The following is a 22,877-nucleotide window of genomic DNA, read 5'->3' as shown; positions in this document are numbered from 1 at the left end:
GCCCCGTATCGGCGACCGGAGTCCATTCGACGACCGCGCGCATCGCGGCGGCTGGACGAATCCTATGGACGGCTTATGAAGCTGGGCGCGCGGGCCGATGGGCGCGGCTCGACACGTCCGTCCGGCCGGTCGACCAGCAGGAGCTCGATCTCAAGAAATAGTTGTGGCTACAACTGAGTTGGGTCTAGCGTGATCGAGATGAACGCCACCGCCCCCGACCTGCTCGCGCCCGACACCACGATGGGCGCGGTCACGCTCCGCGTCGCCGACCTCGACGGGATGATCGCCTACTACCGCGACGCCGTCACCCTCGATCTGCTCTCGCACGACGGGCCGGTCGCGGTGCTCGGCCGCGGCGGGGTCGCCTCCGTGATCCTGCAGCACGCGCCCGAGCTGCGGCACGCCGCACCGCGCAGCGCGGGGCTGTTCCACACCGCGATCCTGTTCGAGTCGGAGGCGGCGCTCGCCGCAGCGGTCTACAGCGTCGCGACCCGGCACCCCGGCTCCTTCACCGGCAGCTCCGACCACCTCGTGAGCCGAGCGTTCTACTTCGACGACCCCGAGCACAACGGCGTCGAGCTCTACTGGGACCGCGACCGGTCGCAGTGGTCGTGGACCCACGGGCAGATCGAGATGTCGACGGTCTTCCTGGACCCCAACGCCTACCTCCAGGAGCACCTGACCCCGGAGGCGATCGAGCAGCCCCGGCTGGGCGGCGCCTCCGTGGGACACGTGCACCTGAGCGTCGGCGACGTCGCCACCGCCAGGGACTTCTACGTCGACCGCCTCGGCTTCGAGACGACGACGACCTACGGCGGGCAGGCGCTCTTCGTCTCCGCCGGCGGCTACCACCACCACATGGCGATGAACACCTGGAGCTCGCGCGGCGCCGGGCGGCGGCAGCTCGCGCTCGGCCTCGGGCAGGTCGAGATCGTGGTGCCGGGAGCCGACGATCTCGGGGCGCTCGACGAGCGACTGCGCAGCACCGGTGTCGCCACGCGGGACGACGGACGCACGCTCGCCTTCGAGGACCCGTGGTCCAACGCGATCCGGGTGAGGACCGCGGGGAGCTGAGGGCACCCGCTCCCGGGGAGTGCGCGCCCGGTACGATGGGGGCGCGGAATTCGCACTCCCCCGAGACTCCGGAGTACACGGTGCCCACGATCGTCGTTGAAGTCATGCCCAAGGCCGAGCTGCTCGATCCGCAGGGGAAGGCCGTCGCCGGAGCGCTCGCGCGACTCGGCCACTCGGCCGTGAACGGCGTGCGCGTGGGCAAGCGCTTCGAGATCACCGTCGACGAGGTCACCGACGAGGTGCGCGCGAGCGTCGAGGCGATCGCCGCCGACATGCTGTCGAACTCGGTCATCGAGGACGTCGTCGGCATCCACTACCCCGAGACCGTCTGATGCGCATCGGGGTCATCACCTTCCCGGGCTCGCTCGACGACCGCGACGCGCAGCGCGCCGTGCGCCGCGCGGGCGCCGAGCCCGTCGCCCTCTGGCACGGCGACCACGACCTCGGCGGCGTCGACGCGATCGTGCTGCCCGGAGGCTTCTCGTACGGCGACTACCTGCGCTGCGGAGCCATCGCCTCCCACTCCCCGATCATGCGCGAGGTCATCGCCGCGGCGGACGCGGGCACCCCGGTGCTCGGCATCTGCAACGGCTTCCAGATGCTGACCGAGGCGCACCTGCTGCCCGGCGGGCTGATCCGCAACGACGCGGGCTCGTTCGTCTGCCGCGACCAGCGCCTCCGCGTCGAGAACGCGTCGACGGTCTGGACGAGCGAGTTCGAGGCGGGCCAGGAGATCACCATCCCGCTCAAGAACGGCGAGGGCGGCTACATCGCCTCGGCCGACACGATCGCCGAGCTCGAGGGCGAGGGCCGCGTCGTCTTCCGCTACCTCGGCGAGAACCCGAACGGCTCGATGAACGACATCGCCGGGGTGACCAACGCGCGCGGCAACGTGGTCGGCCTGATGCCGCACCCCGAGCACGCGGTCGAGCCGGGCTTCGGTCCCGACACTCCGGCCGCGATGCGCTCGGGAGTCGACGGTCTCGCGTTCTTCACGTCGGCCGTGCGCGCGCTGGTGCAGACCGCGTAGTCGCCCGGCCCTGCACCGAGGGAACCCCGGATCGTCGAGGGAGCCCGCCGTGGCGGGCGGCCTCGACGGTTCGGGGTTCCCTCACCGACCGCGGTCGGGACCTACGGCCCCGTCATCACCTCGGGCTCCGAGGCCATCGTGATCGTCGGGATGGACGCCGTGATCACCGTGCCGTCGGAGCGGCGGGTGCCCTCGATGTCGGAGGTGGTGGGTGCCCCGATCAGGCGCGGGCCCTGGTGGCCGAGCCCGACGCGGACCGGGTTGCCGGCCTCGACGTGGACGCGCTCGTCGCGGACGGTGATCGAGGCGGCGTCGCCGGTCTCGACCGTGAGGAGCACCGACTCCTGCGCCACCTCGACGCGCACGCGGGTGCCGTGCAGCGTGATGCGGAAGGTCAGGCGCTCCCAGTCGTCCGGGAGGCGCGGGTCGAGCGTGATGCGGCCGCCGTGGTCGCGCATCCCGCCGAAGCCGTAGACCAGCGCACTCCACACGCCGCCGGTCGAGGCGACGTGGATGCCGTCGGCCGTGTTGCGGTGCAGATCGGCGAGGTCGACGAACAGCGCGGACAGGAAGTAGTGCCGCGACAGCTCGGTGTAGCCCACCTCGGCCGCGATGATCGACTGCACGACGGCCGAGAGCGTCGAGTCGCCCGTGGTCAGCGCGTCGTAGTACTCGAAGTCGGCGCGCTTCTGCTCGGCGGTGAACTCGTTGCCCTGCAGCAGCAGAGCGAGCACGACGTCGGCCTGCTTCAGCACCTGGAACCGGTAGATGACCAGCGGGTGGAAGTGCAGCAGCAGCGGGCGCTTGCTCGCGGGGGTGTTCTCGAGGTCCCAGAGCTCCTTCTCGAGGAACGCCGCATCCTGCGGGTGGATCCCGGCCCGCTCGTCGAACGGGATGTGCATCTTGTCGGCCGCGCGGGCCCACTCGATGACCTCGTCCTCGTCGACGTGGAGTCGCGCGACCATCCGCTCGAACGCCGCGGGCTCGACCGCCTTCAGCAGCTCGACGGCGCGCGCCGCGGCCCGGAGGTTCGAGCGCGCCATGACGTTCGTGTACAGGTTGTCGTTGACGACGGTCGTGTACTCGTCGGGACCCGTCACTCCGTGAATGTGGAAGTGGTCGTCTCCGTTGCTGCGCCAGAAGCCGAGGTCGGCCCACATCCGCGCGGTCTCGACGAGGATGTCGATCGCGCCGCGGGCGAGGAAGTCGTCGTCGCCGGTCGCGCCCACGTACTGCATGAGCGCGTAGGAGATGTCGGCGTCGATGTGGTACTGCGCGGTGCCGGCGGCGTAGTACGCCGACGACTCCTGGCCGTTGATCGTGCGCCAGGGGAACAGGGCACCGCGCTGGTTGAGCTCGGCGGCGCGGGCACGGGCCGCCTCGAGCATGTTCTGCCGGAAGCGCAGCGCGTTCCGCGCGACGAGCGGCGCGGTGTAGCTGAGGAACGGGAGGACGTAGACCTCGGTGTCCCAGAAGTAGTGGCCGCCGTATCCGGAGCCCGAGACGCCCTTCGCCGCGACGCCGCCCCCGTCGGTGCGGGCCGTCGACTGCGCGAGCTGGAAGAGGTTCCAGCGGGTGGCCTGCTGGATAGCAGGCTGGCCGTCGATCTGCACGTCCGAGCGCTGCCAGAAGTCGTCGAGCCACTCGCGCTGCTTGGTGAACTGCTCCTCGACCGGCGTCTCGCGGGCGCGGTCGAGCGTGCGGTCGCAGCGGTCGGCGAGCTCGCGCACGGGCACCCCGCGGGAGGTGTGGTAGGTCAGCGTCTTGACGAGGCGGACCGGCACACCCGCCTTCGCCTTCACGCGGTAGACGTGCTTGGCGAGGTCGTCGTCGATCTGCGAGGTCTGGTCCCACTCGTTCTCGGTCTCGAGCACGTGCTCGGCGCCGCAGGCGATGGTCATCCCGGAGTTGGTGGTGCGGTAGCCGAGGAGGTAGCGGGTGCCGTTGACCCGCTTCAGGCGCGGCTGGAGCACGCGGTCCTCGAAGGACTCGGCCTTGCGCGGGTCGAAGCCGGCGCCCTCGCTGCCCGAGGGCGCGTGGTACTCGTCGACGCCGTCCTGGCGGTTGAGGATCTGGCTCGAGATGAGCACCGACGCGTCGTCGTCGATCATCTCGACCTCGTAGTCGAGGATCGCGAGGTGGCGGTCGGTGAACGACACGAGGCGTCGCGCGCGGATCAGGACTCGCTTGCCCGACGGCGTCCGCCACTCGATCTCGCGGGTGAGCACGCCGTTCGCGAAGTCGAGGCGGCGCGTGTAGGCGAGGACGTCGGCCTCGCTCAGCACGAACGGCTCGTCGTCGACGTAGAGGCGGATGATCTTGGCGTCGGGGACGTTGACGATGGTCTGCCCCACGCGGGCGAAGCCGAACGCCTCCTCGGCGTGCCGGATCGCCCAGGTCTCGTGGAAGCCGTTGATGAAGGTGCCGTAGGCGTAGCCGTCGCGGCCCTCCTCGACGTTGCCGCGCAGCCCGAGGTAGCCGTTGCCGGTGGCGAAGAGCGTCTCGGTGCGGCCCTGGAGCTCGGTCGCGAACTCGGTCTCGACGAGGGCCCACTCGTCGACCGGGAAGCGGTTGCGGTCGAGCGGGTCGGAGGTGATGGGGTTCATGCGGCGTCCTCGGGGGCGGGGGCGGTGGGGAGGAAGGGGAGCAGCTCTGCGAGGTCGTCGACGACGATGTCGGCGCCGTGCTCGAGCAGGGTCTCGGCGCCGACTCCGCGGTCGACGCCGACGACCAGGCCGAAGGCGCCCGCGCGACCCGCGGCGACTCCGGAGTGGGCGTCCTCGACGACGACGCACTCGGCGGCGCTCCGGCCGAGGAGCTCGGCGGCGTAGAGGTAGGTGTCCGGGGCGGGCTTGCCGGCGATGCCGCGGTCGGCGGCGAGCAGGCCGTCGACGACGATCTCGAAGCGGTCGCGGAGGCCGGCGGCCTCGAGCACGGGGACGCCGTTGCGCGAGGACGTGACGACGGCGACCTGGACGCCCGCGGCGATCGCGGCGTCGAGGAACGCCAGAGAGCCGGGGTACGGGGCGACGCCCTCCTCGTCGAGGGTGGCGTTGAAGGCGGCGTTCTTTCGGTTGCCGAGACCGCAGACGGTCTCGAGCGCGGGGTCGTCGGCCGGGGTGCCCTCGGGCAGGGTGAGTCCGCGGGAGGCGAGCAGCGCGCGGACGCCGTCGTAGCGCGGGCGGCCGTCGATGTAGCGGAAGTAGTCGGCGTCGGTGTAGCCGCCCTCGATGCCCTTCGACTCGAGGTAGGGCGTGAACAGCCTCGCCCAGGCGTGCATGTGCACGTCGGCGGTCGGGGTGAGCACGCCGTCGAGGTCGAACAGGAGCGCCCGGAGACCGCGGAGGGCGGAGGCGTCGGGGCGCGTCGGGGAAGCAGTCACGGCGGGAGGCTCTCGGATCGGGTCTCGGGTGCGGCGGGATCCGCCGGCGGCGGCCGTCCGCCGAGGACTGGAAGGTATCGTATCGGCCGCGCAGCCGCCTCCTGGAACCGTTTACATGTCGGACACCTGCGCGCCGCCGAACGCGCCACGAGGCGCAGCGGAGGCCGACACCGAGGAGTCGCGGGATCCTCGCGCGTTCGGGCGATCCAGCCCTACGTCTGCGGGTCCGGGGCGAGCCGGTGGCGGCCGAGGGGCAGCATCAGCGGCGTCCCCGAGGTGGGGTCGGTGATGATCCGGCTGTCGAGGCCGAAGACGGCGAGCACCGTCTCCTCGGTGAGCACCTCGGCCGGGGTCCCGGAGGCGTGCACCGCGCCGCCCGCGAGCGCCACGAGCTGGTCGGCGTAGCGCGCCGCGAGGTTGAGGTCGTGCAGCACCATCACGACCGTCGTGCCGCGGCTGCGGTTGAGGTCGACGAGCAGGTCGAGCACCTCGATCTGGTGGCTGACGTCGAGGAACGTCGTCGGCTCGTCGAGCAGCAGCAGGTCCGTCTCCTGCGCGAGTGCCATCGCGATCCACACCCGCTGGCGCTGGCCGCCGGAGAGCTCGTCCACCGCGCGGTCGGCGAGGGCGGCGGTGTCGGTCGCGTCCAGCGCGGTGGCGACGGCCTCGTCGTCGTGGGCGCTCCACCTGCTGAGCAGTCCCTGGTGGGGATGGCGGCCGCGGCCGACGAGATCGGCGACGGTGATCCCCTCCGGGGCGATCGGCGACTGCGGGAGCAGGCCCAGGGTGCGGGCGAGCTGCTTCGCGGGCGTCCGGTGCACGGCCTTGCCGTCGAGGAGCACGGTGCCCGCGCGCGGGGCGAGCAGGCGCGACATCGAGCGGAGGAGGGTCGACTTGCCGCAGGCGTTCGCGCCGACGATCGCGGTGATGCGGCCGGGCGGCACGACGAGATCGAGGCCGGTGACGACGGTGCGGTCGCCGTAGCCGAGGGTCAGATCCTCGACGACCAGGGTGTGCTCAGCGGTCACAGCGATCCTCCCGACCGGTTGCTCCGGACGATCAAGTAGATGAGGTAGGGGGCGCCGAGGACGCCGGTGACGACTCCGACGGGATAGCGGACGTCGAGGGCGAACTGCCCGACGAAGTCGGCGACGACGACGAGCAGCGCGCCGACCAGGGCCGACGGGACGAGCAGGGAGGCGCCGGGGCCGACGAGGCGCGCGGCGATCGGGCCGGCGAGGAAGGCCACGAACGCTATCGGGCCGGCGGCGGCGGTCGCGAAGGCGATCAGCCCGACGGCGGCGACGATGACGATCAGGCGCGTGGCGTTCACGCGGATGCCGAGGGCGGAGGCGGTGTCGTCGCCCAGCTGCGTCGCGACGAGGTCGCGCGAGCGCGAGAGCAGCACCGGAGCGAGCACGACCACCGCGATCAGCACGGGGACGACCTCGCCCCAGCTCGCGCCGTTCAGGCTCCCGGTCAGCCAGCGCGTGGCCTCCTGCAGATCCCACGCGGCGGCCTGGGTGAGGACGTACGCCGTGAGGCTGTCGAGCATCGCCGCGACGCCGATGCCGATCAGGATCAGACGCGCGCCCGCGACGCCGCTCCGGTACGCGAGGGCGTAGACGATCAGGGCGACCACGAGGCCCGCGGTGATCGCGAGGACCGAGACCTGCGTGGATCCGAGCGAGAGCGTGACGATGGCGAAGGCCGCGGCCGCGCCCGCGCCGGCGCTGATGCCGATGATGTCGGGGCTCGCGAGCGGGTTGCGGAGCATGGTCTGGAAGCTGACGCCGCCCAGGCCGAAGCAGAGGCCGACGAGGACGGCGAGGACCGCGCGCGGGAGGCGGAGGCGGCCGACGGTGAACGTCGCTCCGGGCACCTGCTCGCCGGCGATCACGCGGAGGACCTCGCCCGGCGAGTAGACGGTCTGGCCGACGAGCAGCGAGACGGCGAACGCGGCCACGAGGAGGATCGCGAGGACGAGCACGACGACGCGGCGCCGGCCACCGCGGCGACGACGGCCGGCGGCGACGGCCAGGGCGGTGGGGCTCAGGGTCGTCACAGCTCCCGCACCTTCTGCCGGCGGACGATCGCGATGAACACGGGCGCGCCGATGATCGCCGTGATGATGCCGACGTCGATCTCGCTCGGCCGCGCGACCAGGCGGCCGACGATGTCCGCTCCCGTGAGCAGGACCGCGCCGGTGACCGCCGAGAACGGCAGCAGCCACCGGTGGTCGACACCGACGAGGAGGCGGCACGCGTGCGGCACGACGAGGCCCACGAAGCCGATCGGCCCGGTGACCGCGGTGGTCGCTCCGCAGAGCACGACGGCGCCGAGCGCTGCGGCACCGCGCGCGACGGCCACCCGCTCGCCGAGGCCCGCCGCGAGCTCGTCGCCGAGGGCGAGCGTGTTGAGGCTCTTCGCCGACAGGACGCAGAGCACGGCGCCGACGACCAGGAACGGGAGCACCTGGCCGATGCTCGCGTACGTGCCGCCGCCGACGCCGCCGATCTGCCACGACCGGATCCCGCCCGCGAGGTCGGCGCGCGGGAGGACGATCGCGCTGATCAGCGACACGAGGGCCGCCGAGGTGGCGGCGCCGGCGAGCGCGAGCTTCAGCGGAGTCGCTCCCCCGCGCCCGAGCGAGCCCACGGTGTAGACGAAGACCGCGGCGAGCGCCGCCCCCGCGATCGCGACCCAGATGTAGCCGGTCGCGGTGTCGAGGCCGAAGAAGACGATGCCGGTGACGACCGCCAGCGAGGCCCCGGTGTTGACGCCGAGGATGCCGGGATCGGCCAGCGGGTTGCGCGTGACTCCCTGCATCAGCACGCCGGCCACGCCGAGCGCCGCTCCGGCGATCGCGGCGAGGAGGGTGCGCGGCAGGCGCTTGGCGACCGCGGCCTGCTCGAAGCCGTCGGTGGAGCCTCCGAGGGCCGCGACCACGTCGGCCCACGACACCTCGCGCGACCCGACGGTCACCGACAGCACCGCGACCGCGGCGAGCACGACGACCGCGACGAGCAGCCAGAGGGCGCGCCGACGCCTCGGGCGCCGCACGGCGGCGGCACCCGAGACGGCCGGGGTGGTGAGGGTCACGCGGGGACGCTGCTGCTCGGCGTCGTCCGCTACTCCGCCTTGTCCGCGGCCTCGGCCAGCAGGTCGAGGTAGTCGTCGAGGACCCACGAGATCGACAGCGGGGTCGGGTTCGCGGCGGTGCCGAGCGGCGTGGAGGGCAGGCGCACGATGGCGTCGTTCGCGACGGCGGGGATCTGCGAGAGCAGCGGGTCGGCCTTGAGCGTGTCGACGAGCTCGTCGTCGCCGTAGGTCACGATCACGTCGACGTCGCTGAACGCGTCGGCCTGCTCGGCGCTCTGCGTGAGCGAGAACTTCTCGGTCGAGGCCGATGCGGTGGCGATGCTCTCGGGAGTCGTCAGGCCGAGGTCGGCGAAGAACGCGGGGCGGGTGTCGTGCGTCGTGTAGAAGCTGACCTGGCTGAGGTCGGACGGGTCGACGTGGGTGAGGAACATCGCCGAGGTGTCGGCGAGCTGCGGGTGCTCGGCGACCTTCTCCTCGATCTCGGCCTCGAGGTCCGAGATGAGCGCGGCGCCCTCGTCGGCCCTGCCCATCGCCTCGCTGTTGAGCGTGATCGTGTCGCGCCAGGAGGTGCCCCACGCGGTCTCGGGGTACGCCACGACGGGAGCGATCTCGCTGAGGGTGTCGTAGTCCTCCTGCGTCAGGCCGGAGTAGGCGGCGAGGATCACGTCGGGCCGGGTGTCGGCCACGGCCTCGAAGTCGATGCCGTCGGTCTCGTCGAAGAGGACGGGGGTCTCGCCGCCGAGCTCGTCGAGCTTCTCACTCACCCAGGGCAGGAGCCCGTCGCCGTCGTCGTCGCCGAAGTTGGCGGCGGCCATGCCGACCGGGACGACGCCCAGGGCGAGGGGGACCTCGTGGTTGGCCCAGTTGACGGTCGCCACGCGCTCGGGCTGCGCCTCGATGGTCGTCGTGCCGAGGGCGTGCTCGATCGTGATCGGCGTGAATCCGCTCGACGCCTCCTCGGCGCCGGTCGCGGCGGAGGAGCAGCCGGCGAGGCCGACGGTGAGCAGAGCAGTGGCGAGCAGCGCGAGCGGCTTCGTGGCGCGGGGCATCGTTCCCTTTCGGAGGTTGATCATGGGGGGCGTCCGAGCCCGTCACGGGTCGAGCACTAAGGACAGCCTAACCAAAGAATGTGCGGGTTCTCAGCCGCGAGCGTCGTCACGACCGAGGGGCGCGCGCCCGCGGTAGCGGGGCGGCGCCCTGCCTCGGAGGCGGCCGACGCCGGACCGTTCAGGCCGTGACGAGCTTCTCGACGGTGCGGAGGTTGCGGGTCGTCGTGCTCGAGCGGTACGCCGCGCGGGCCAGCACCCTGGCGGCCGGGGTGTCGGTCGACGAGCCGCGGGGGCAGCGCCAGTAGACGACTCCGTCGCCGCGGGCCAGCAGCTCGATCGCGGGATCCGGCTCGCCGATCGCCGCTTCCAGCGCATCGAGCGCCGCGGGGTCGGAGCCGAAGACGACGTACGGATGCGCCTCGTCGTCGATCCGCGGGAACGGGTACGCGCGCGCGGCCGCGGCAAGCGCCTCCTGCGTCACCAGCACGATCCACGCGTCGTAGCCGAAGCGCTCGCCGAGGGCCGCCTCGAGGGCCGGCTTCAGTTCGGCGGTCCCGCGATCGGAGTCGAAGGCGACATTGCCGCTCGCGAGGACGGTGCGCACCCGCTCGACCCCGAGCGCCGCGACGGTCTCGGCGAGCTCCGCGCTGCGGACGGTGCGGCCGTTGACGTTCACCCCTCGCAGGAGCGCGACGAATCGGGTCATGGGCCCGACGGTAGCGTGGCGGCATGGCGCGCGGAAGCGGACGACGACGGGGCACGGGGCTCGAGGACGACATCCTGCGCGCGAGCACGCGCGGGCCGGGGGCGCGGACCCGGGCGGAGGTCGCGCCCCCGTCGGGCCGGCACCTCGTGCTGCCGCCCGCGTCGGGCACGGTGCTCGCCGTCGACCTCGGCGCGCTGGTCGGCCTCGCCGCCCGCGCCGACCTGGTGATCGCGCTCGAGCGGCGACCCGGCGACTTCGCCGTGGCCGCGACTCCGCTGCTCTCGTGGTGGTCGTCGATCGAGACGATCCCGACCGAGGAGGAGGAGCGGCGGATCGACGCGGAGGCGCTCGCGGCGGTCACGCTGGGCCCGGGCCCTGCGGCCGACGTCGACTCGCAGCTGCGCGGTCTGGTCGCCGGCGGGGATCACGACGCGCTCGCCTCCGCGCTGGCCCTGCTCGCCCGGGTGCCCGACCCGCCGACGGCGTTCCAGGATCCGGAGGGGTTCCTCCGCGTGATGACACCGGAGTCGTCGTTCGAGCGGCGGCTGGCGGCGGTGCCGCTCGAGACGCTGCCCGTGGAGCGGGCGCTGCTGCTGCTGCGCGACTGCGCCTTCACGGCGACGCTGCCCCGGCGGCGCGCGGCGGTGGCGGAGGCGGCCGCGCGGGTCCTCGCGGGGGCTCCGGAGGCGTCGGCGCGGGTCGGCGAGCTCGCGGACGCGGTGGACGCGGCCCTCGAGCGGCGGTGGTCGGCGGTCTGACGCGACCTCCGGCTCGTAGAACCACGTCCGGCTCGCAGGAACCGACGGATTCGACGAGCCGAACCGGGTTCAGCGAGCCGGAGGTGCACCGGGCGTGCGCCGGATCGGGGCGCGGGACGGCGACGGCCGCGGCCGGTCAATAGGCTGGACGGATGTCCCTCCCCGGTCTCGACTTCCGACGCTTCCCCGCCGCCCTCTCCGCCGACGGCGGACCCGACTCCGCCACGGCCGCCTGGGGCGTCGCGATCAACGCGGGATTCCACGAGAAGGAGTACACGCCCGAGCAGTGGCGCGACTGGGCCGAGCACATGGTCGCCGACGGCCGCGTGCTGACCGCGGTCCTCGACTCCGCCGCCCCCGAGGGCCTCGACGGCGCGGGCGTGCCCGTCGCGACCTACGCCGGCTTCCCCGGGTCGCTGCAGGTCGGCCGCGGGCGCGAGATCGCCGCGCACCTCGTCTCGCAGGTGACGGTGCGGGCGACCCACCGCCGCCGCGGCATCCTCCGCGCGATGATCACGGAGGATCTGCGCCTCGCCCAGCAGAGCGGAGCCGCCGTCGCCGCCCTCACCGCCAGCGAGGCCTCGATCTACCGCCGCTTCGGCTTCGGCCGCTCGGCCTTCACCCGCACCGTCCGCGTCGACACCGGCCCGCGGTTCGGCCTGCAGGTCGAGCCGTCCGGCCGCGTCGAGGTCGTCGCGACCACCTGGCTGCAGTCGCGGGTCGAGGAGGTGTTCGCCCGGTTCCACGCGCGGACGCCCGGATCGCTCACCCGCCAGTCGCGCTACGCGGCGAACGCCGTCGGCACCGAGCCGGGCGCGACCGACCCGGGCCGCGACGTCCGCTCGGCCGTGCACCTCGACACCGACGGGACGCTCGACGGCTACGTCACCTACCGCGCCACCGGGCCGGACGAGGACGACCGCGTCCTCGAGATCGTGGACTTCGTCGCGGGGAGCGACGACGCGTACCTCGGACTCTGGGGCTTCCTCGGCGCCGTCGACCTCGCCTCCTCCGTGACCTGGGACATGGCTCCCGGCGACGACCCGCTCGCCTGGGCGCTGCGCGACCCGCGCGTGGTCTCGGTGACCGGCGTCTCCGACCTGATCTGGACCCGCGTGCTCGACGTCGCCTCGGCGTTCGGCGCGCGCCCGTGGACGACCGACGGCACCCTGGTGCTCGCGGTGCGCGACGCGCTCGGTCTCGTCGACGGCGGCTACCGGATCACGGTCTCCGGCGGCGAGGGGCGCGTCGAGCGCACCTCCGACGCCCCGACGGTCGAGCTGGACGTCGCCGATCTGGGGTCGCTGCTGCTCGGGTCGGTCCGCCCCTCGACGCTGGCGCGCGCGGGGACCGTCGACATCGCCGTGGAGGACCGCGAGCGCGTCGACCGCTTCTTCGCGCCGATCGCGGAGCCGTACTGCATCTCGTTCTTCTGATCCGGGCGCGGGGCCGGCCGCGCGGAGGCGCGGTGCGCCGGTCCGCGACTCGCAGGCTCCTCCGGGCGTCCGCGCATCCGCCGTCGGTCATGCTGGAGGACCCCCGCCCGCCGCGACCGTGAGGAGCCCGCATGGGTGCATCCGTGATCGTCGACGTCATCGTCGTGCTCAGCCTCGTCGGCGCGCTCGTCGACGGACTGCGCCGCGGACTGCTGCGCACCGTCGGCGGGCTCGCGGGCATCGTCGCCGGCGCGATCGCCGCCTCCTTCGCCGTGCCGGCCGTCTCGTCCTGGGCCGCGGGCAGCGAATGGCGCCTCCTCGCGGTCGTCGGCACGGCGATCCTCTGCCTCGGCATCGGCTACGCGCTCGGAGCGACGATCGGCGCGGTGATCGGGCGCGGCGCCGACAAGGTCAAGCTCGGGCTGCTCGACCGCCTCGCAGGGGGCGTCGCCGGCGTCGCGATCACCGGACTCGTCTGGATCGCCATCACCTCGGCCGTCTCGCTGCTCGGCGTCCCGCTGGTGACCACGTCGGTCGCCGGCTCCACGGTCATCCGCACCATCGACGATCTGACGCCGGATCCGGTGCGCGCGTTCCTCGCCCAGCTGCAGTCCACCGTCGTCGACCAGGGCACCTCGTGGGTCGTCGAGGCGCTCGACGCGCCGACGGAGGCGCCGACCATCCCCGCCGTGGCCACCGACGACGCCGAGGTCGCGACGGCGGCCGACTCGGTCGTGCGCGTCTCCGGCACCGCGTGGGCGTGCAATGTCGGAGTGACGGGCAGCGGGTTCGTCGTGTCCGACGACCGCGTCGTCACGAATGCCCACGTGGTCGCCGGAGTGACGGAGCCCGTCGTCGAGGCGCCCGGCGAGCCGCCGCGCACCGGCCGGGTCGTCTACGTCGACTCCGTCGCCGACCTCGCGGTGATCGCGGTCGACGGCCTGGACGCGACTGCGCTCGCCCTCGACGACGCGGTCGCGGCGGGCGACGACGCGGTCGTGGCCGGCTACCCGTTCGGCGGGCCGCTCACGCTCGGCTCGGCCGAGGTCTCCTCCGATGCGACCGTCTCGCTGATGGTCGACGGCGCGCCCACGCTGCGGGAGGTGCTGACGCTCGCCGCCGTGGTGAACCAGGGCAACTCGGGCGGCCCGCTGCTCTCGCTCGACGGCACGGTGTCGGGAGTCGTCTTCGGCAAGGCGGCGTCGGTCGACAACGTCGGCTACGCGATCCCGCTGTCGGTGCTCGCTCCGGTGGCCGCCGACGCGCCGGGCCTCTCGGCGACGGTCGACCCGGGGGCGTGCACCTCGTCCTGAGCGCGCGTCACGGCGCGCCGAGCACCAGCGTCAGCCCGTCGAGCTGCACCACCGGCGGGTCCGTCGCCAGGTAGGCCTCGACCTCCGGGACGACGGGGAAGCGCGCCGACCGCTGGATCGCGATCGCCACGATCCCCTCGGAGTCCGGGTCGGTCGTGACGCGGTCGCCGATGTAGGGCGCGTACCGGCCCGACGACATCCCCTGCACGAGGATCAGCCCCTCGTCGAGCCCGCGCTCGCGCAGCGCCTCGGAGACGCGGGCGATCCCGGTCGGCCGCTCCTGGGCGATCCCGGCCGACGTCGCCACCGCGACCACGACGGAGGCGGCGAGCAGCAGCGCGCCCAGGGGTCGCGCGAACGGCACCGCGAGCCTGCCGCGCAGCGCCTCGGCGATGCCGATCCCGGCGATCGCGCAGAGCAGCCACGCCCACGCCTCGTAGTAGTGCGGCAGGGCGACCGAGCTGATCAGCAGGTGGAACACCAGGAGGAGGGCGGTGGCACTCCCGAGGTACAGCACGAGGGCGCGCTGGCGCGGCGCGAACAGGGCGAGGACGCAGCCGGCCACGAGGATCGTGAACGCGAGGGGCCCCGTGCCCGCCGCCGTGAACCAGAGGTTCGCCCACCACGGCGGGTACTGGTAGGCCCGCCCTGCGACGTCGATCAGGTGGCCGCCGGCATTGTGCTCCGACTGGAAGTCGAGGAGGTACCGGATCGCCTCGACGGGATGCACGGGCAGGTAGAGCAGCACCGCCGAGACCGCGAACGCCGCCGAGAACGCGACGAACCCGCGGAGGGCGCGCCGGCGGCTCCCGACCATGATCAGCGGCACGAGGAACACGGGCGCCAGCATCGCGGTCGGCAGCTTCGACGTGACGGAGAGCGCGAAGAGGACGCCGGCGAGCGCGATCAGCCAGCCTCGATCCGGCTCCTCGGACCGGCCTCGTCGCGCCCAGGCCCACGCCGCCGCCATCGCCCCGACGGCGAACAGCACCATGAAGGGGTCGAGCAGGCCGAGCCGGTCGATGCGGGTGCTGCCGTCGGGCGTGGTCCGCGGGAACAGGAGGAACAGGCCGGCCGGCACGAGCGCCAGGACGGAGCCCAGCTCGCGCTTGAGCCAGAACCACAGGATGACGCCGGTCAGGAACGCGGCGGCACCCGCGGCGACCCGCCCCGCGACGACTCCCTCGCCGAGGACGACCTGCGCGACGCCGATCAGGTACTTCGCCGTCGGCGGATGCTCGAGGTTCGCGCTCACGTCACCGTGCAGGTAGTCCCAGCCTGCGGTGAGGTAGACGGGCTCGTCCGAGGAGATGTTCGCCGCCCCGAGGTTGCCGAAGCACTGGTAGAGCCCCCAGAGCAGGGTGGCGACCAGCGCCGCCCCTCTCACTGCTGTCCCTCTCACCCGCCCGAGCCTAGGCGGGCGACTCCCCCTGGCCCGCATCCGGCGGCCGGTAGGATCGTCGCGCATCCCGCCCCCCTCTCCTGGAGCCCTCGAGCCATGGCACACAGCGTCCCCGACACCACCGCGAACGCCGAGGCGACGCCCGAGCGCGAGCAGCCCTACGCCGCCCTGGGCCTCAAGCCGGACGAGTACGCGAGCATCCGCGAGATCCTCGGCCGCCGCCCCACGAGCGGCGAGCTGGCCATGTACTCGGTGATGTGGAGCGAGCACTGCTCGTACAAGTCGTCGAAGATGTACCTCCGCCAGTTCGGGCAGAAGGTGTCGCCCGCCATGAAGAAGAACCTCATGGTCGGCATGGGCGAGAACGCCGGAGTCGTGGACGTCGGCGAGGGCTGGGCCGTCACCTTCAAGATCGAGAGCCACAACCACCCCAGCTACATCGAGCCGTTCCAGGGCGCGGCGACCGGAGTGGGCGGCATCGTCCGCGACATCATCTCGATGGGCGCTCGGCCGGTCGCGATCATGGACGCGCTGCGCTTCGGGGCGATCGACGACCCCGACACGGCGCGCGTCGTGCACGGCGTGGTCGCCGGCATCTCGTTCTACGGCAACTGCCTGGGCCTCCCCAACATCGGCGGCGAGACCTACTTCGACTCCGTCTACCAGGGAAACCCGCTCGTGAACGCCCTCGCGGTCGGCGTGCTCCGCCACGAGGATCTGCACCTCGCGAACGCCCGCGGCGTCGGCAACAAGGTCGTGCTCTTCGGGGCGCGCACCGGCGGCGACGGCATCGGCGGCGCGTCGATCCTCGCCTCCGACACCTTCGCCGACGGCGGCCCGACCAAGCGCCCCGCGGTGCAGGTCGGCGACCCGTTCGCCGAGAAGGTGCTCATCGAGTGCTGCCTCGAGCTGTTCCGCAAGGACCTGGTCGAGGGCATCCAGGATCTCGGCGCCGCGGGCATCTCCTGCGCCACCTCCGAGCTCGCCTCGAACGGCGACGGCGGCATGTTCATCGAGCTCGACTCGGTGCTGCTGCGCGACCCCTCGCTCACGGCCGAGGAGATCCTCATGTCGGAGTCGCAGGAGCGGATGATGGCGGTCGTCACGCCCGACAAGCTCGACGCGTTCCTCGAGGTCGTCGGCAAGTGGGACGTCGAGACCAGCGTGCTGGGAGAGGTCACCGACTCCGGACGCCTGATCATCCACTGGCACGGCGAGGAGATCGTCAACGTCGACCCGCGCACCGTGGCCGTCGACGGCCCGGTCTACGAGCGGCCGATCGAGTACCCGGCGTGGCTGGACGCCCTCCAGGCCGACTCGTCCTCGCGCCTCCCCCGCTCGAGCGACGGCGATGCGCTGCGCGCCGAGACCCTCGCGCTGCTCGGCTCGGCGAACCTCGCCGACAAGGGCTGGATCACCTCGCAGTACGACCGCTACGTGCTCGGCAACACGGCGCTCAGCTACCCCGACGACGGAGGCATGATCCGCGTCGACGAGGAGTCGGGGCTCGGCTTCGCGGTCGCCACCGACGCCAACGGCCGCTGGTGCCAGCTCGACCCGGCGCAGGGCGCTCGTCTCGCGCTGGCGGAGGCGTTCCGCAACGTCGCCGTGACCGGTGCGACGCCCGTCGCCGTCTCGGACTGCCTCAACTTCGGCAGCCCCGAGAACCCCGAGGTGATGTGGCAGTTCCGCGAGGCCGTCGGCGCCCTCGCCGACGCGTGCCTCGAGCTCGAGATCCCCGTCACCGGCGGCAACGTCTCGTTCTACAACCAGACCGGCGACGTGCCGATCTTCCCGACCCCCGTCGTCGGCGTGCTCGGCGTGATCGACGACGTCGCGCGGAGGATCCCCTCGGGCTGGCAGGACGAGGGCGACAACGTGTACCTCCTCGGCGTCACCCGCGACGAGCTCGACGGCTCCGCGTGGGCCGGGACCGTGCACGACCACCTGGGCGGACGGCCTCCGCAGCTCGACCTCGCGGCCGAGAAGGCCCTCGCCGAGCTGATCGCGGCGGGCTCCACGGAGTCGCTGCTCGCCTCCGCGCACGACCTCGCCGACGGCGGACTCGTCGTCGCTCTCGCCGAGTCGGCACTGCGCTTCGGCGTGGGCGTGCGGATCTGGCTGGACGAGCTGATGGAGCGCGACGGCGTCGACGCGACGGCCGCCCTCTTCTCGGAGTCGACGGGCCGCGTGCTCGTGTCGGTGCCGCGCGAGGACGACGTGAAGTTCCGCGGGCTGTGCGAGGGCCGGGGCTACCCGGTGCTGCGCATCGGCGTGACGGACGCGGAGAGCCCCGTGGTCGAGGTGCAGGGTCTGTTCACGCTCCCGCTCGACGAGCTGCGCGCCGTGAACGGCGCCGTGCTGCCCGCTCACTTCGGCTGAGTGCGCGGCTGAACCGTTCCACCCTCCAGGAGTCGTCGTACTCGGGTGCCCAGTACGACAACTCCTGAGGAGTGGACGCCGGGATCCGGGTCTCACGCCCACTGTCCAGGAGTTGTCGCACTCGAGCGCCAGTGCGACAACTTCTGGAGTCTCGATCGGCCTGAGCGGACGGCGGCGTGCGCGACTGTCCAGAAGTTGTCGCACTCGGCGTCGAGTGCGACAACTTCTGGAGTGTGGATTCCGGCGCGACTTCCGTAATTACGGAAGGTTTGCAATAGTCGAGGCATGACAGCAGCCCCGCGCGACCTCGCCGCCGAGCTCGACGAGCTCCGGGAGCGGCTCGACCGCCTCGAGAACGCGGGGGCCGTCGCGGCGGCCGCCGGCGCCTCCGCGGGGAGAGCCGGCACCGACCCGTCCAGCACCGACCCCTTCTGGGCCCTCACCGCGCTCAAGGAGCGCCTGCCCGCACCCGGCGGCGTCGTCTTCGCCGGTGCGGTCGGCACCCCGGCCGGCCCCGTCGAGTGGCAGTACGGGCTCAGCACCGACGCCTTCTTCGAGCGCGACTGGGGCTCGACCCCGGGGCCGGCCGCGCTGGCGGCGCTCGGGAGCCCGGTGCGCCTGCGGTTCCTGCAGTCGATCGCCGGCGGAGTCGAGACCGTCGCCCAGCTCGCCGAGAGCGAGGGAGCCGGCACGACCGGTCAGATCTACCACCACGTCAACCAGCTCGTCGCGGCCGGCTGGCTCCAGGCGCGCGGCCGGGGCCGCTACAGCATCCCGCCCGAGCGCCTCGTGCCGCTGCTCGTGATCCTGCTCGCCTCGGGAGGTCCTCGATGAAACGCCTGACGATCGCCGCCGGAGCCGCGGCCCTCGCTGTCCTGGCCGGCGGCCTGCTGCTGCGCCCCGCCGCTCCGACCCTCTCGGCCGAGCGCACCGGCGACGCCGGGATCGCCGACTGGCTGCACGCGAACGCCGACGCAGGCGCGCGCGACCAGCTCGTCGCCGCCGTCGTCACCCCCGAGGGCGTCCGCTTCGCCGGACTCGGCGCCGACGAGAGCACCGAGGTCGAGATCGGCTCGGTGACCAAGACCATGACGGCGCTCCTCCTCGCCCAGAGCGCAGCGGACGGGACCGTCGCCCTCGACGACCCCGCGGCCGAGCACGCCGAGCTCGGCAGCTTCCCCGGCACCCTCGAGGAGCTCGCGAGCCACCGCTCCGGGCTGCCCCGCCTCTCCTCCGACCTCCGCGACACCGCCGTGACGGTGCTCGCCCAGCTGCGGGGCGCGGATCCGTACGCCACGTTCTCGGCGGAGGACGCCCTCCGCCACGCGGCCGCGGCTCCGCTGGGTGACGGCGAGGTCGCGTACTCCAACCTCGGCGCCGCCGTCCTCGGGCAGGCCGTCGCCCGCGCCGAGGGCGTCGAGTACGCCGACCTGCTCCGCGACCGCGTCTTCTCGCCGCTCGGGATGCACGCGAGCTCGGTCCCGACCACCGCCGACGCCCTCGCGCCCGGCGCGCCGACCGGCTACTCCGAGACGGGCCGCGCCGTCGACGCCTGGACCCTCGAGGGCTACGCGCCGGCGGGAGGCGTGCGCTCGACCGCCGCCGACATGGCCCGGTACGCCGAGGCGCTGCTGACCGACGACCCGGCACTCGGCGTCCCGGCCGCCGAGGTGCTCGATCCGCGGTTCGACGCGGGCGACGGCGCCCGCATCGGGCTGGCCTGGTTCACCTCCGGCACGGAGGGCGGCGGCTCGGCGACGTGGCACAACGGAGGCACCGCCGGCTACGCGACGATGCTCGCGATGGACAGGGAGCGCGGCGTCGCCGTGTTCGTCAACGGGAACACCGCGAGCTCGGTCGACGGCCTCGGGATGCGCCTGCTCGCCCAGGTGCTGGAGGAGGACTCGTGATCCTCGCCACCGTCATCACGCTGGTCGTCGCCGCCTACACGGCCGTCCGCTTCGCGCTCGGGACACTCCCGCTCCGGGCGGCCCTCCTCGACCGCGACCGCCTCCGCGTGCTCGCCCGCGGCGTCGAGGCGATCGCCGTGCTGCTGCTGGTGCGCGCGTTCGCCGACTGGACGCTGCTGACCGTCGTCCCGTGGCTCGTGCTGGTGGGGGTCGTGGCAGCGGGGACGGCCGGCGCGGTGCTGCGCTGGGGCTCGCTGCCCTGGCTCGAGGACGCCGCCCGCCGCCGCGGCCGTGCGCTCGGCTTCGCCGGCACCCTCGCCCTGTCGGCCGCGTTCGTCGGCGTCATCGGGCTCTGAGCACACCTCCACCCGGGGTGGACCGTTCCACTCCTCACGAGTCGTCGTCGGTACCCGAGTACGACGACTCCTGAGGGGTGGAGGGCCAGGCTCAGTCCTGGGTCGGGAGCGGCTCGGGCTCGGCGTTCTCGAGGACGCGCCCGTTCTGCGTGCCGACGCTCGTCACGGTCGACGGGCTCAGGTTGAGGGTGTCGCCCGCGAACAGGCTGTCGATCGTGACGCCGTCGCGGCGCACCGAGTTGAGCACGTCGAGGAACTCCGAGCTGACGCAGAAGCGATCGGCGATGTTCTCGCTCACGTCGCCGGCGGCCACAAGGTAGGAGGCGGGACTCCCGTCGGACCCGGTCGTCACCTCGCCGGTCGCGCCGGTGCGCGAGCCGCGGTCGCGCACGACCTCGATGTCGAGGCCGCCGATCGTGCCGGACTCGGCCGCGTCGAGGTACCTGATCTCGCACACCCCGGTCGCGGGGACGGGCTCGGGCGTGGTCACGACCGGCTCCGGGGCGACCGTGACGCTCGGGACCGGTCGCCGCTCCGCGTCCGTCTCGGCGGGAGCGGCCTCGGCGGGCGACTCCGACGACGACGGAGCCACCGCCCCCGACGTCACCGCGATCTCGGGCGCCGACGTGCACCCGGCCAGCAGCAGCACCGACGCGAGGGCGATGACGGAGCGCTGCGGAAGTGTCCAGGTGGCCATCCCGCGACTCTAGCCGGGGCCGGCGGCGCCGATCCGGCACCCCGCCGCCGCCATTCACCTCCACCGTCGCTGAATCCCATCGCGCCTCCCTGTTGGACACCTGCGCAGGGGAGGCGTTGGCTGGGGGCATGCAGTACACGCATCTCGGCCGCACCGGCCTGTCCGTCTCCCGCGCGATCCTCGGCACCATGAACTTCGGGCCCGAGACCACCGAGCCCGACTCGTTCGCGATCATGGACCGCGCGCACGCGCTCGGCGTCAACTTCTTCGACACCGCCAACGTCTACGGCGGCGAGGGCGCCCGCGGCGCGACCGAGGAGATCGTCGGCCGCTGGTTCGCGCAGGGCGGCGAGCGCCGCGAGCGCACGGTGCTGGCGACCAAGTTCTTCGGCGACATGGAGCAGTACGCGGCCCCCGGCTCCGAGCGCGGCCGCGACTCCTGGCCCAACGGCGGCCGCCTCTCGGCGCTCACCCTGCGCCGCGCGCTCGACGACAGCCTGCGCCGCCTGCAGACCGATCACATCGACCTGTACCAGTTCCACCACGTCGACCGCACGACGCCGTGGGACGAGATCTGGCAGGCGATGGAGGTCGCCGTGCAGCAGGGCAAGGTCCTCTACGTGGGCTCGAGCAACTTCGCCGGCTGGCACATCGCGCAGGCTCAGGAGGCGGCGAAGGCGCGGCACTTCACCGGTCTCGCCTCGGAGCAGTCGATCTACAACCTCACCGTGCGCGACATCGAGCGCGAGGTGCTGCCCGCGGCGCGCCACTACGGCCTCGGCGTCATCCCCTGGTCGCCGCTGCAGGGCGGGCTCCTGGGCGGCGTGCTCGAGAAGACGGAGTCGGGGAGCCGCCGCACCTCGGCCCGCGGTCTCGAGGCGATCGAGAAGCACCGCCCCGCGCTCGAGCAGTACGAGGCGTTCGCCCGCGAGCGCGGCATCGCGCCGGGAGAGCTGGCGCTCGCGTGGCTCCTGCACCAGCCGGGAGTGACCGGCCCGATCACCGGGCCCCGCACGATGGAGCAGCTCGAGAGCGCGGTCGCCGCCGTCGACATCACCCTCGACTCCGACGACCTGGCCCGCCTCGACGAGATCTTCCCCGGCCACCGCACGGCACCGGAGGACTACGCCTGGTGACGACCGTCGCCTGACCGCACCGCACCCCTTGCTGATCGAGTAGCCCGCGCAGCGGGCGTATCGAGATCCACCGACTCCGGCAGCCGAGTCTGCAGACCGATCCTGCTGGTGGTGGCGGGGTCTCGAGACGCCCCTGCGGGGCTGCGGGCTCGACCAGCGAGCTGACGTTCCACTCCCCACTCACGCACACACGAAGGACCACACCCATGAAGCAGCGCACCATCGGCGACCTCCAGGTCGGCGCCATCGGACTCGGCGGCATGCCGATGTCGATCGAGGGCCGCCCCGACCGCGAGCGGGCGATCGCCACCATCCACGCCGCCCTCGACGCCGGCGTCACCCTGATCGACACGGCCGACGCCTACCACCTGCCCGTCGAGGGCGACCTCGGCCACAACGAGCTCCTCATCGCCGAGGCGCTCCGCGGCTACGGCGGCGACACCTCCGGCGTCCTCGTGGCGACCAAGGGCGGGCACCTCCGCCCCCCGGGCGAGAACTGGACGCAGGACGGCCGCCCCGAGCACCTGAAGGAGGCGGCGCGCGCGTCCGCCCAGCGCCTCGGCGTCGACGCGATCGGCCTCTACCAGTACCACCGGCCCGACTCGCGGGTGCCGTACGCCGACTCGATCGGCGCGCTCGTCGAGCTGCTCGACGAGGGAGTGATCGTGCGCGCCGGCATCTCGAACGCCGACCCCGACCAGATCCGCGAGGCGCACGGGATCCTCGGCTCGCACCTCGTCTCGGTGCAGAACCAGTTCTCGCCGTCGTTCCGCTCGAGCGAGCCGGAGCTCGAGCTGTGCGCCGAGCTGGGCATCGCGTTCCTGCCGTGGAGCCCGCTCGGAGGCATCACCTCCGCCGCCGAGCTCGGCTCGCGCAATGCGGCGTTCGGCACGGTCGCCGAGGCCCACGGAGTCTCGCCCCAGGTGATCTGCCTGGCGTGGGAGCTGGCGAAGGCGCCGGTCGTGCTGCCCATCCCCGGCGCCTCGCGGCCCGAGAGCATCCGCGACTCCGCCACGGCGGCCGACCTGACGCTCACCCCGGAGGAGCTGGCCTCGCTCGGGTGAGCGGCTTCGCTGATCGAGTAGCCCTCGGAGAGGGCGTATCGAGATCCACCTGCGTCGGAAGTACCGGCTGAAGACCGCTC

21 protein-coding genes are annotated in these 22,877 nt (G+C 73.0%); 12 read left to right on the top strand and 9 right to left on the bottom strand.

Features of this window, described 5'->3' with window-relative positions:
* Positions 1 to 198 precede the first annotated feature (198 nt).
* The 3 genes from GSU68_RS01060 to purQ all read left to right on the top strand — a co-directional run bounded on the left by GSU68_RS01060 (position 199) and on the right by purQ (position 2,104).
* Positions 199 to 1,074 carry a VOC family protein gene (locus GSU68_RS01060; protein WP_159905287.1) on the top strand — a complete coding sequence of 292 codons (876 nt, stop codon included), beginning with the start codon at positions 199 to 201 and terminating at the stop codon, positions 1,072 to 1,074.
* An 80-nt stretch (positions 1,075 to 1,154) separates the two neighbouring features.
* Positions 1,155 to 1,406 (top strand): phosphoribosylformylglycinamidine synthase subunit PurS, encoded by a 252-nt coding sequence (gene purS / locus GSU68_RS01055; protein ID WP_167305271.1) that lies wholly within the window; start codon positions 1,155 to 1,157, stop codon positions 1,404 to 1,406.
* Positions 1,406 to 2,104, top strand: coding sequence for a phosphoribosylformylglycinamidine synthase subunit PurQ (gene purQ / locus GSU68_RS01050; protein ID WP_159905286.1), 699 nt, complete (start codon positions 1,406 to 1,408; stop codon positions 2,102 to 2,104). The genes purS and purQ overlap by 1 nt, the downstream gene beginning before the upstream one ends.
* 101 nt (positions 2,105 to 2,205) lie before the next feature.
* On the opposite strand, the gene GSU68_RS01045 is transcribed toward purQ, so the two are convergent.
* The 7 genes from GSU68_RS01045 to GSU68_RS01015 form a co-directional block, all read right to left on the bottom strand.
* Entirely contained in the window at positions 2,206 to 4,710 is a 2,505-nt protein-coding gene (locus tag GSU68_RS01045) for a glycosyl hydrolase family 65 protein (RefSeq protein ID WP_159905285.1), read from the bottom strand.
* Entirely contained in the window at positions 4,707 to 5,384 is a 678-nt protein-coding gene (locus GSU68_RS01040) for an HAD-IA family hydrolase (RefSeq protein WP_244259522.1), read from the bottom strand. Before GSU68_RS01040 ends, GSU68_RS01045 begins: the two co-directional genes overlap by 4 nt.
* Before the next feature lie 314 nt (positions 5,385 to 5,698).
* On the bottom strand, positions 5,699 to 6,514 hold the full coding sequence (locus GSU68_RS01035; RefSeq protein ID WP_159905283.1) for an ABC transporter ATP-binding protein: 816 nt from the start codon (positions 6,512 to 6,514) through the stop codon (positions 5,699 to 5,701).
* Positions 6,511 to 7,542, bottom strand: a complete 1,032-nt coding sequence (locus GSU68_RS01030; RefSeq protein ID WP_244259521.1) for an iron chelate uptake ABC transporter family permease subunit — start codon at positions 7,540 to 7,542, stop codon at positions 6,511 to 6,513. The genes GSU68_RS01035 and GSU68_RS01030 overlap by 4 nt, the downstream gene beginning before the upstream one ends.
* Before the next feature lie 5 nt (positions 7,543 to 7,547).
* Positions 7,548 to 8,588, bottom strand: coding sequence for an iron ABC transporter permease (locus tag GSU68_RS01025; RefSeq protein WP_159905281.1), 1,041 nt, complete (start codon positions 8,586 to 8,588; stop codon positions 7,548 to 7,550).
* Positions 8,589 to 8,617: 29 nt separating this feature from the next.
* On the bottom strand, positions 8,618 to 9,661 hold the full coding sequence (locus GSU68_RS01020) for an iron-siderophore ABC transporter substrate-binding protein (protein WP_244259351.1): 1,044 nt from the start codon (positions 9,659 to 9,661) through the stop codon (positions 8,618 to 8,620).
* Positions 9,662 to 9,815: 154 nt separating this feature from the next.
* Positions 9,816 to 10,343 (bottom strand): DUF1697 domain-containing protein, encoded by a 528-nt coding sequence (locus GSU68_RS01015; protein WP_159905280.1) that lies wholly within the window; start codon positions 10,341 to 10,343, stop codon positions 9,816 to 9,818.
* Between the two features lie 23 nt (positions 10,344 to 10,366).
* Here GSU68_RS01015 and GSU68_RS01010 point away from each other — a divergent pair, with 23 nt between their 5' ends.
* The 3 genes from GSU68_RS01010 to GSU68_RS01000 all read left to right on the top strand — a co-directional run bounded on the left by GSU68_RS01010 (position 10,367) and on the right by GSU68_RS01000 (position 13,850).
* Positions 10,367 to 11,101, top strand: a complete 735-nt coding sequence (locus GSU68_RS01010; protein WP_159905279.1) for a DUF2254 family protein — start codon at positions 10,367 to 10,369, stop codon at positions 11,099 to 11,101.
* Between the two features lie 152 nt (positions 11,102 to 11,253).
* Positions 11,254 to 12,537: a GNAT family N-acetyltransferase gene (locus tag GSU68_RS01005; protein ID WP_159905278.1), complete on the top strand. Its 1,284-nt coding sequence runs from the start codon at positions 11,254 to 11,256 to the stop codon at positions 12,535 to 12,537.
* Positions 12,538 to 12,668: 131 nt separating this feature from the next.
* A complete protein-coding gene (locus GSU68_RS01000) occupies positions 12,669 to 13,850 on the top strand; it encodes a MarP family serine protease (protein ID WP_159905277.1) in 1,182 nt (393 codons plus the stop codon).
* 7 nt (positions 13,851 to 13,857) lie between these two features.
* Here GSU68_RS01000 and GSU68_RS00995 read toward each other — a convergent pair whose 3' ends face one another.
* The gene (locus GSU68_RS00995; RefSeq protein WP_159905276.1) at positions 13,858 to 15,252 is read right to left on the bottom strand and encodes a glycosyltransferase family 39 protein; all 1,395 of its coding nucleotides are present in this window, start codon (positions 15,250 to 15,252) and stop codon (positions 13,858 to 13,860) included.
* Between the two features lie 96 nt (positions 15,253 to 15,348).
* Here GSU68_RS00995 and purL point away from each other — a divergent pair, with 96 nt between their 5' ends.
* The 4 genes from purL (at position 15,349) to GSU68_RS00975 (ending at position 19,900) form a co-directional block, all read left to right on the top strand.
* Positions 15,349 to 17,634 (top strand): phosphoribosylformylglycinamidine synthase subunit PurL, encoded by a 2,286-nt coding sequence (gene purL, locus GSU68_RS00990; protein WP_159905275.1) that lies wholly within the window; start codon positions 15,349 to 15,351, stop codon positions 17,632 to 17,634.
* Between the two features lie 285 nt (positions 17,635 to 17,919).
* Positions 17,920 to 18,468, top strand: a complete 549-nt coding sequence (locus GSU68_RS00985) for a winged helix-turn-helix domain-containing protein (RefSeq protein WP_159905274.1) — start codon at positions 17,920 to 17,922, stop codon at positions 18,466 to 18,468.
* Positions 18,465 to 19,544 (top strand): serine hydrolase domain-containing protein, encoded by a 1,080-nt coding sequence (locus GSU68_RS00980; RefSeq protein ID WP_159905273.1) that lies wholly within the window; start codon positions 18,465 to 18,467, stop codon positions 19,542 to 19,544. The genes GSU68_RS00985 and GSU68_RS00980 overlap by 4 nt, the downstream gene beginning before the upstream one ends.
* A complete protein-coding gene (locus tag GSU68_RS00975; protein WP_159905272.1) occupies positions 19,541 to 19,900 on the top strand; it encodes a hypothetical protein in 360 nt (119 codons plus the stop codon). The genes GSU68_RS00980 and GSU68_RS00975 overlap by 4 nt, the downstream gene beginning before the upstream one ends.
* 91 nt (positions 19,901 to 19,991) lie before the next feature.
* Here GSU68_RS00975 and GSU68_RS00970 read toward each other — a convergent pair whose 3' ends face one another.
* Positions 19,992 to 20,597, bottom strand: coding sequence for a hypothetical protein (locus GSU68_RS00970; protein WP_159905271.1), 606 nt, complete (start codon positions 20,595 to 20,597; stop codon positions 19,992 to 19,994).
* A gap of 128 nt (positions 20,598 to 20,725) precedes the next feature.
* On the opposite strand from GSU68_RS00970, the gene GSU68_RS00965 reads away from it, so the two are divergent.
* Both GSU68_RS00965 and GSU68_RS00960 read left to right on the top strand, forming a co-directional pair.
* Entirely contained in the window at positions 20,726 to 21,733 is a 1,008-nt protein-coding gene (locus GSU68_RS00965; RefSeq protein ID WP_159905270.1) for an aldo/keto reductase, read from the top strand.
* A gap of 206 nt (positions 21,734 to 21,939) precedes the next feature.
* Complete coding sequence (locus tag GSU68_RS00960; RefSeq protein WP_159905269.1) at positions 21,940 to 22,797, top strand: aldo/keto reductase; 858 nt, start codon at positions 21,940 to 21,942, stop codon at positions 22,795 to 22,797.
* The last annotated feature ends 80 nt before the right edge of the window (positions 22,798 to 22,877 follow it).

The sequence above is a fragment of the Rathayibacter sp. VKM Ac-2759 genome (assembly GCF_009834225.1).
Classification (GTDB): domain Bacteria; phylum Actinomycetota; class Actinomycetes; order Actinomycetales; family Microbacteriaceae; genus Rathayibacter.
This window is presented reverse-complemented; position numbering and strand designations above follow the sequence as displayed.

Bases quoted from the DNA above. Each gene is read 5' to 3' on its own strand.
- GSU68_RS00960 (WP_159905269.1), top strand. From the start codon at position 21,940: ATGAAGCAGCGCACCATCGGCGACCTCCAGGTCGGCGCCATCGGACTC.
- GSU68_RS01060 (WP_159905287.1), top strand. From the start codon at position 199: ATGAACGCCACCGCCCCCGACCTGCTCGCGCCCGACACCACGATGGGC.
- purQ (WP_159905286.1), top strand. From the start codon at position 1,406: ATGCGCATCGGGGTCATCACCTTCCCGGGCTCGCTCGACGACCGCGAC.
- purL (WP_159905275.1), top strand. From the start codon at position 15,349: ATGGCACACAGCGTCCCCGACACCACCGCGAACGCCGAGGCGACGCCC.
- GSU68_RS01020 (WP_244259351.1), bottom strand. From the start codon at position 9,661: ATGATCAACCTCCGAAAGGGAACGATGCCCCGCGCCACGAAGCCGCTC.
- GSU68_RS01000 (WP_159905277.1), top strand. From the start codon at position 12,669: ATGGGTGCATCCGTGATCGTCGACGTCATCGTCGTGCTCAGCCTCGTC.
- GSU68_RS01005 (WP_159905278.1), top strand. From the start codon at position 11,254: ATGTCCCTCCCCGGTCTCGACTTCCGACGCTTCCCCGCCGCCCTCTCC.
- GSU68_RS00980 (WP_159905273.1), top strand. From the start codon at position 18,465: ATGAAACGCCTGACGATCGCCGCCGGAGCCGCGGCCCTCGCTGTCCTG.
- GSU68_RS01015 (WP_159905280.1), bottom strand. From the start codon at position 10,343: ATGACCCGATTCGTCGCGCTCCTGCGAGGGGTGAACGTCAACGGCCGC.
- GSU68_RS01010 (WP_159905279.1), top strand. From the start codon at position 10,367: ATGGCGCGCGGAAGCGGACGACGACGGGGCACGGGGCTCGAGGACGAC.
- GSU68_RS00985 (WP_159905274.1), top strand. From the start codon at position 17,920: ATGACAGCAGCCCCGCGCGACCTCGCCGCCGAGCTCGACGAGCTCCGG.
- GSU68_RS01045 (WP_159905285.1), bottom strand. From the start codon at position 4,710: ATGAACCCCATCACCTCCGACCCGCTCGACCGCAACCGCTTCCCGGTC.
- GSU68_RS00970 (WP_159905271.1), bottom strand. From the start codon at position 20,597: ATGGCCACCTGGACACTTCCGCAGCGCTCCGTCATCGCCCTCGCGTCG.
- GSU68_RS01040 (WP_244259522.1), bottom strand. From the start codon at position 5,384: ATGCACGCCTGGGCGAGGCTGTTCACGCCCTACCTCGAGTCGAAGGGC.
- GSU68_RS00965 (WP_159905270.1), top strand. From the start codon at position 20,726: ATGCAGTACACGCATCTCGGCCGCACCGGCCTGTCCGTCTCCCGCGCG.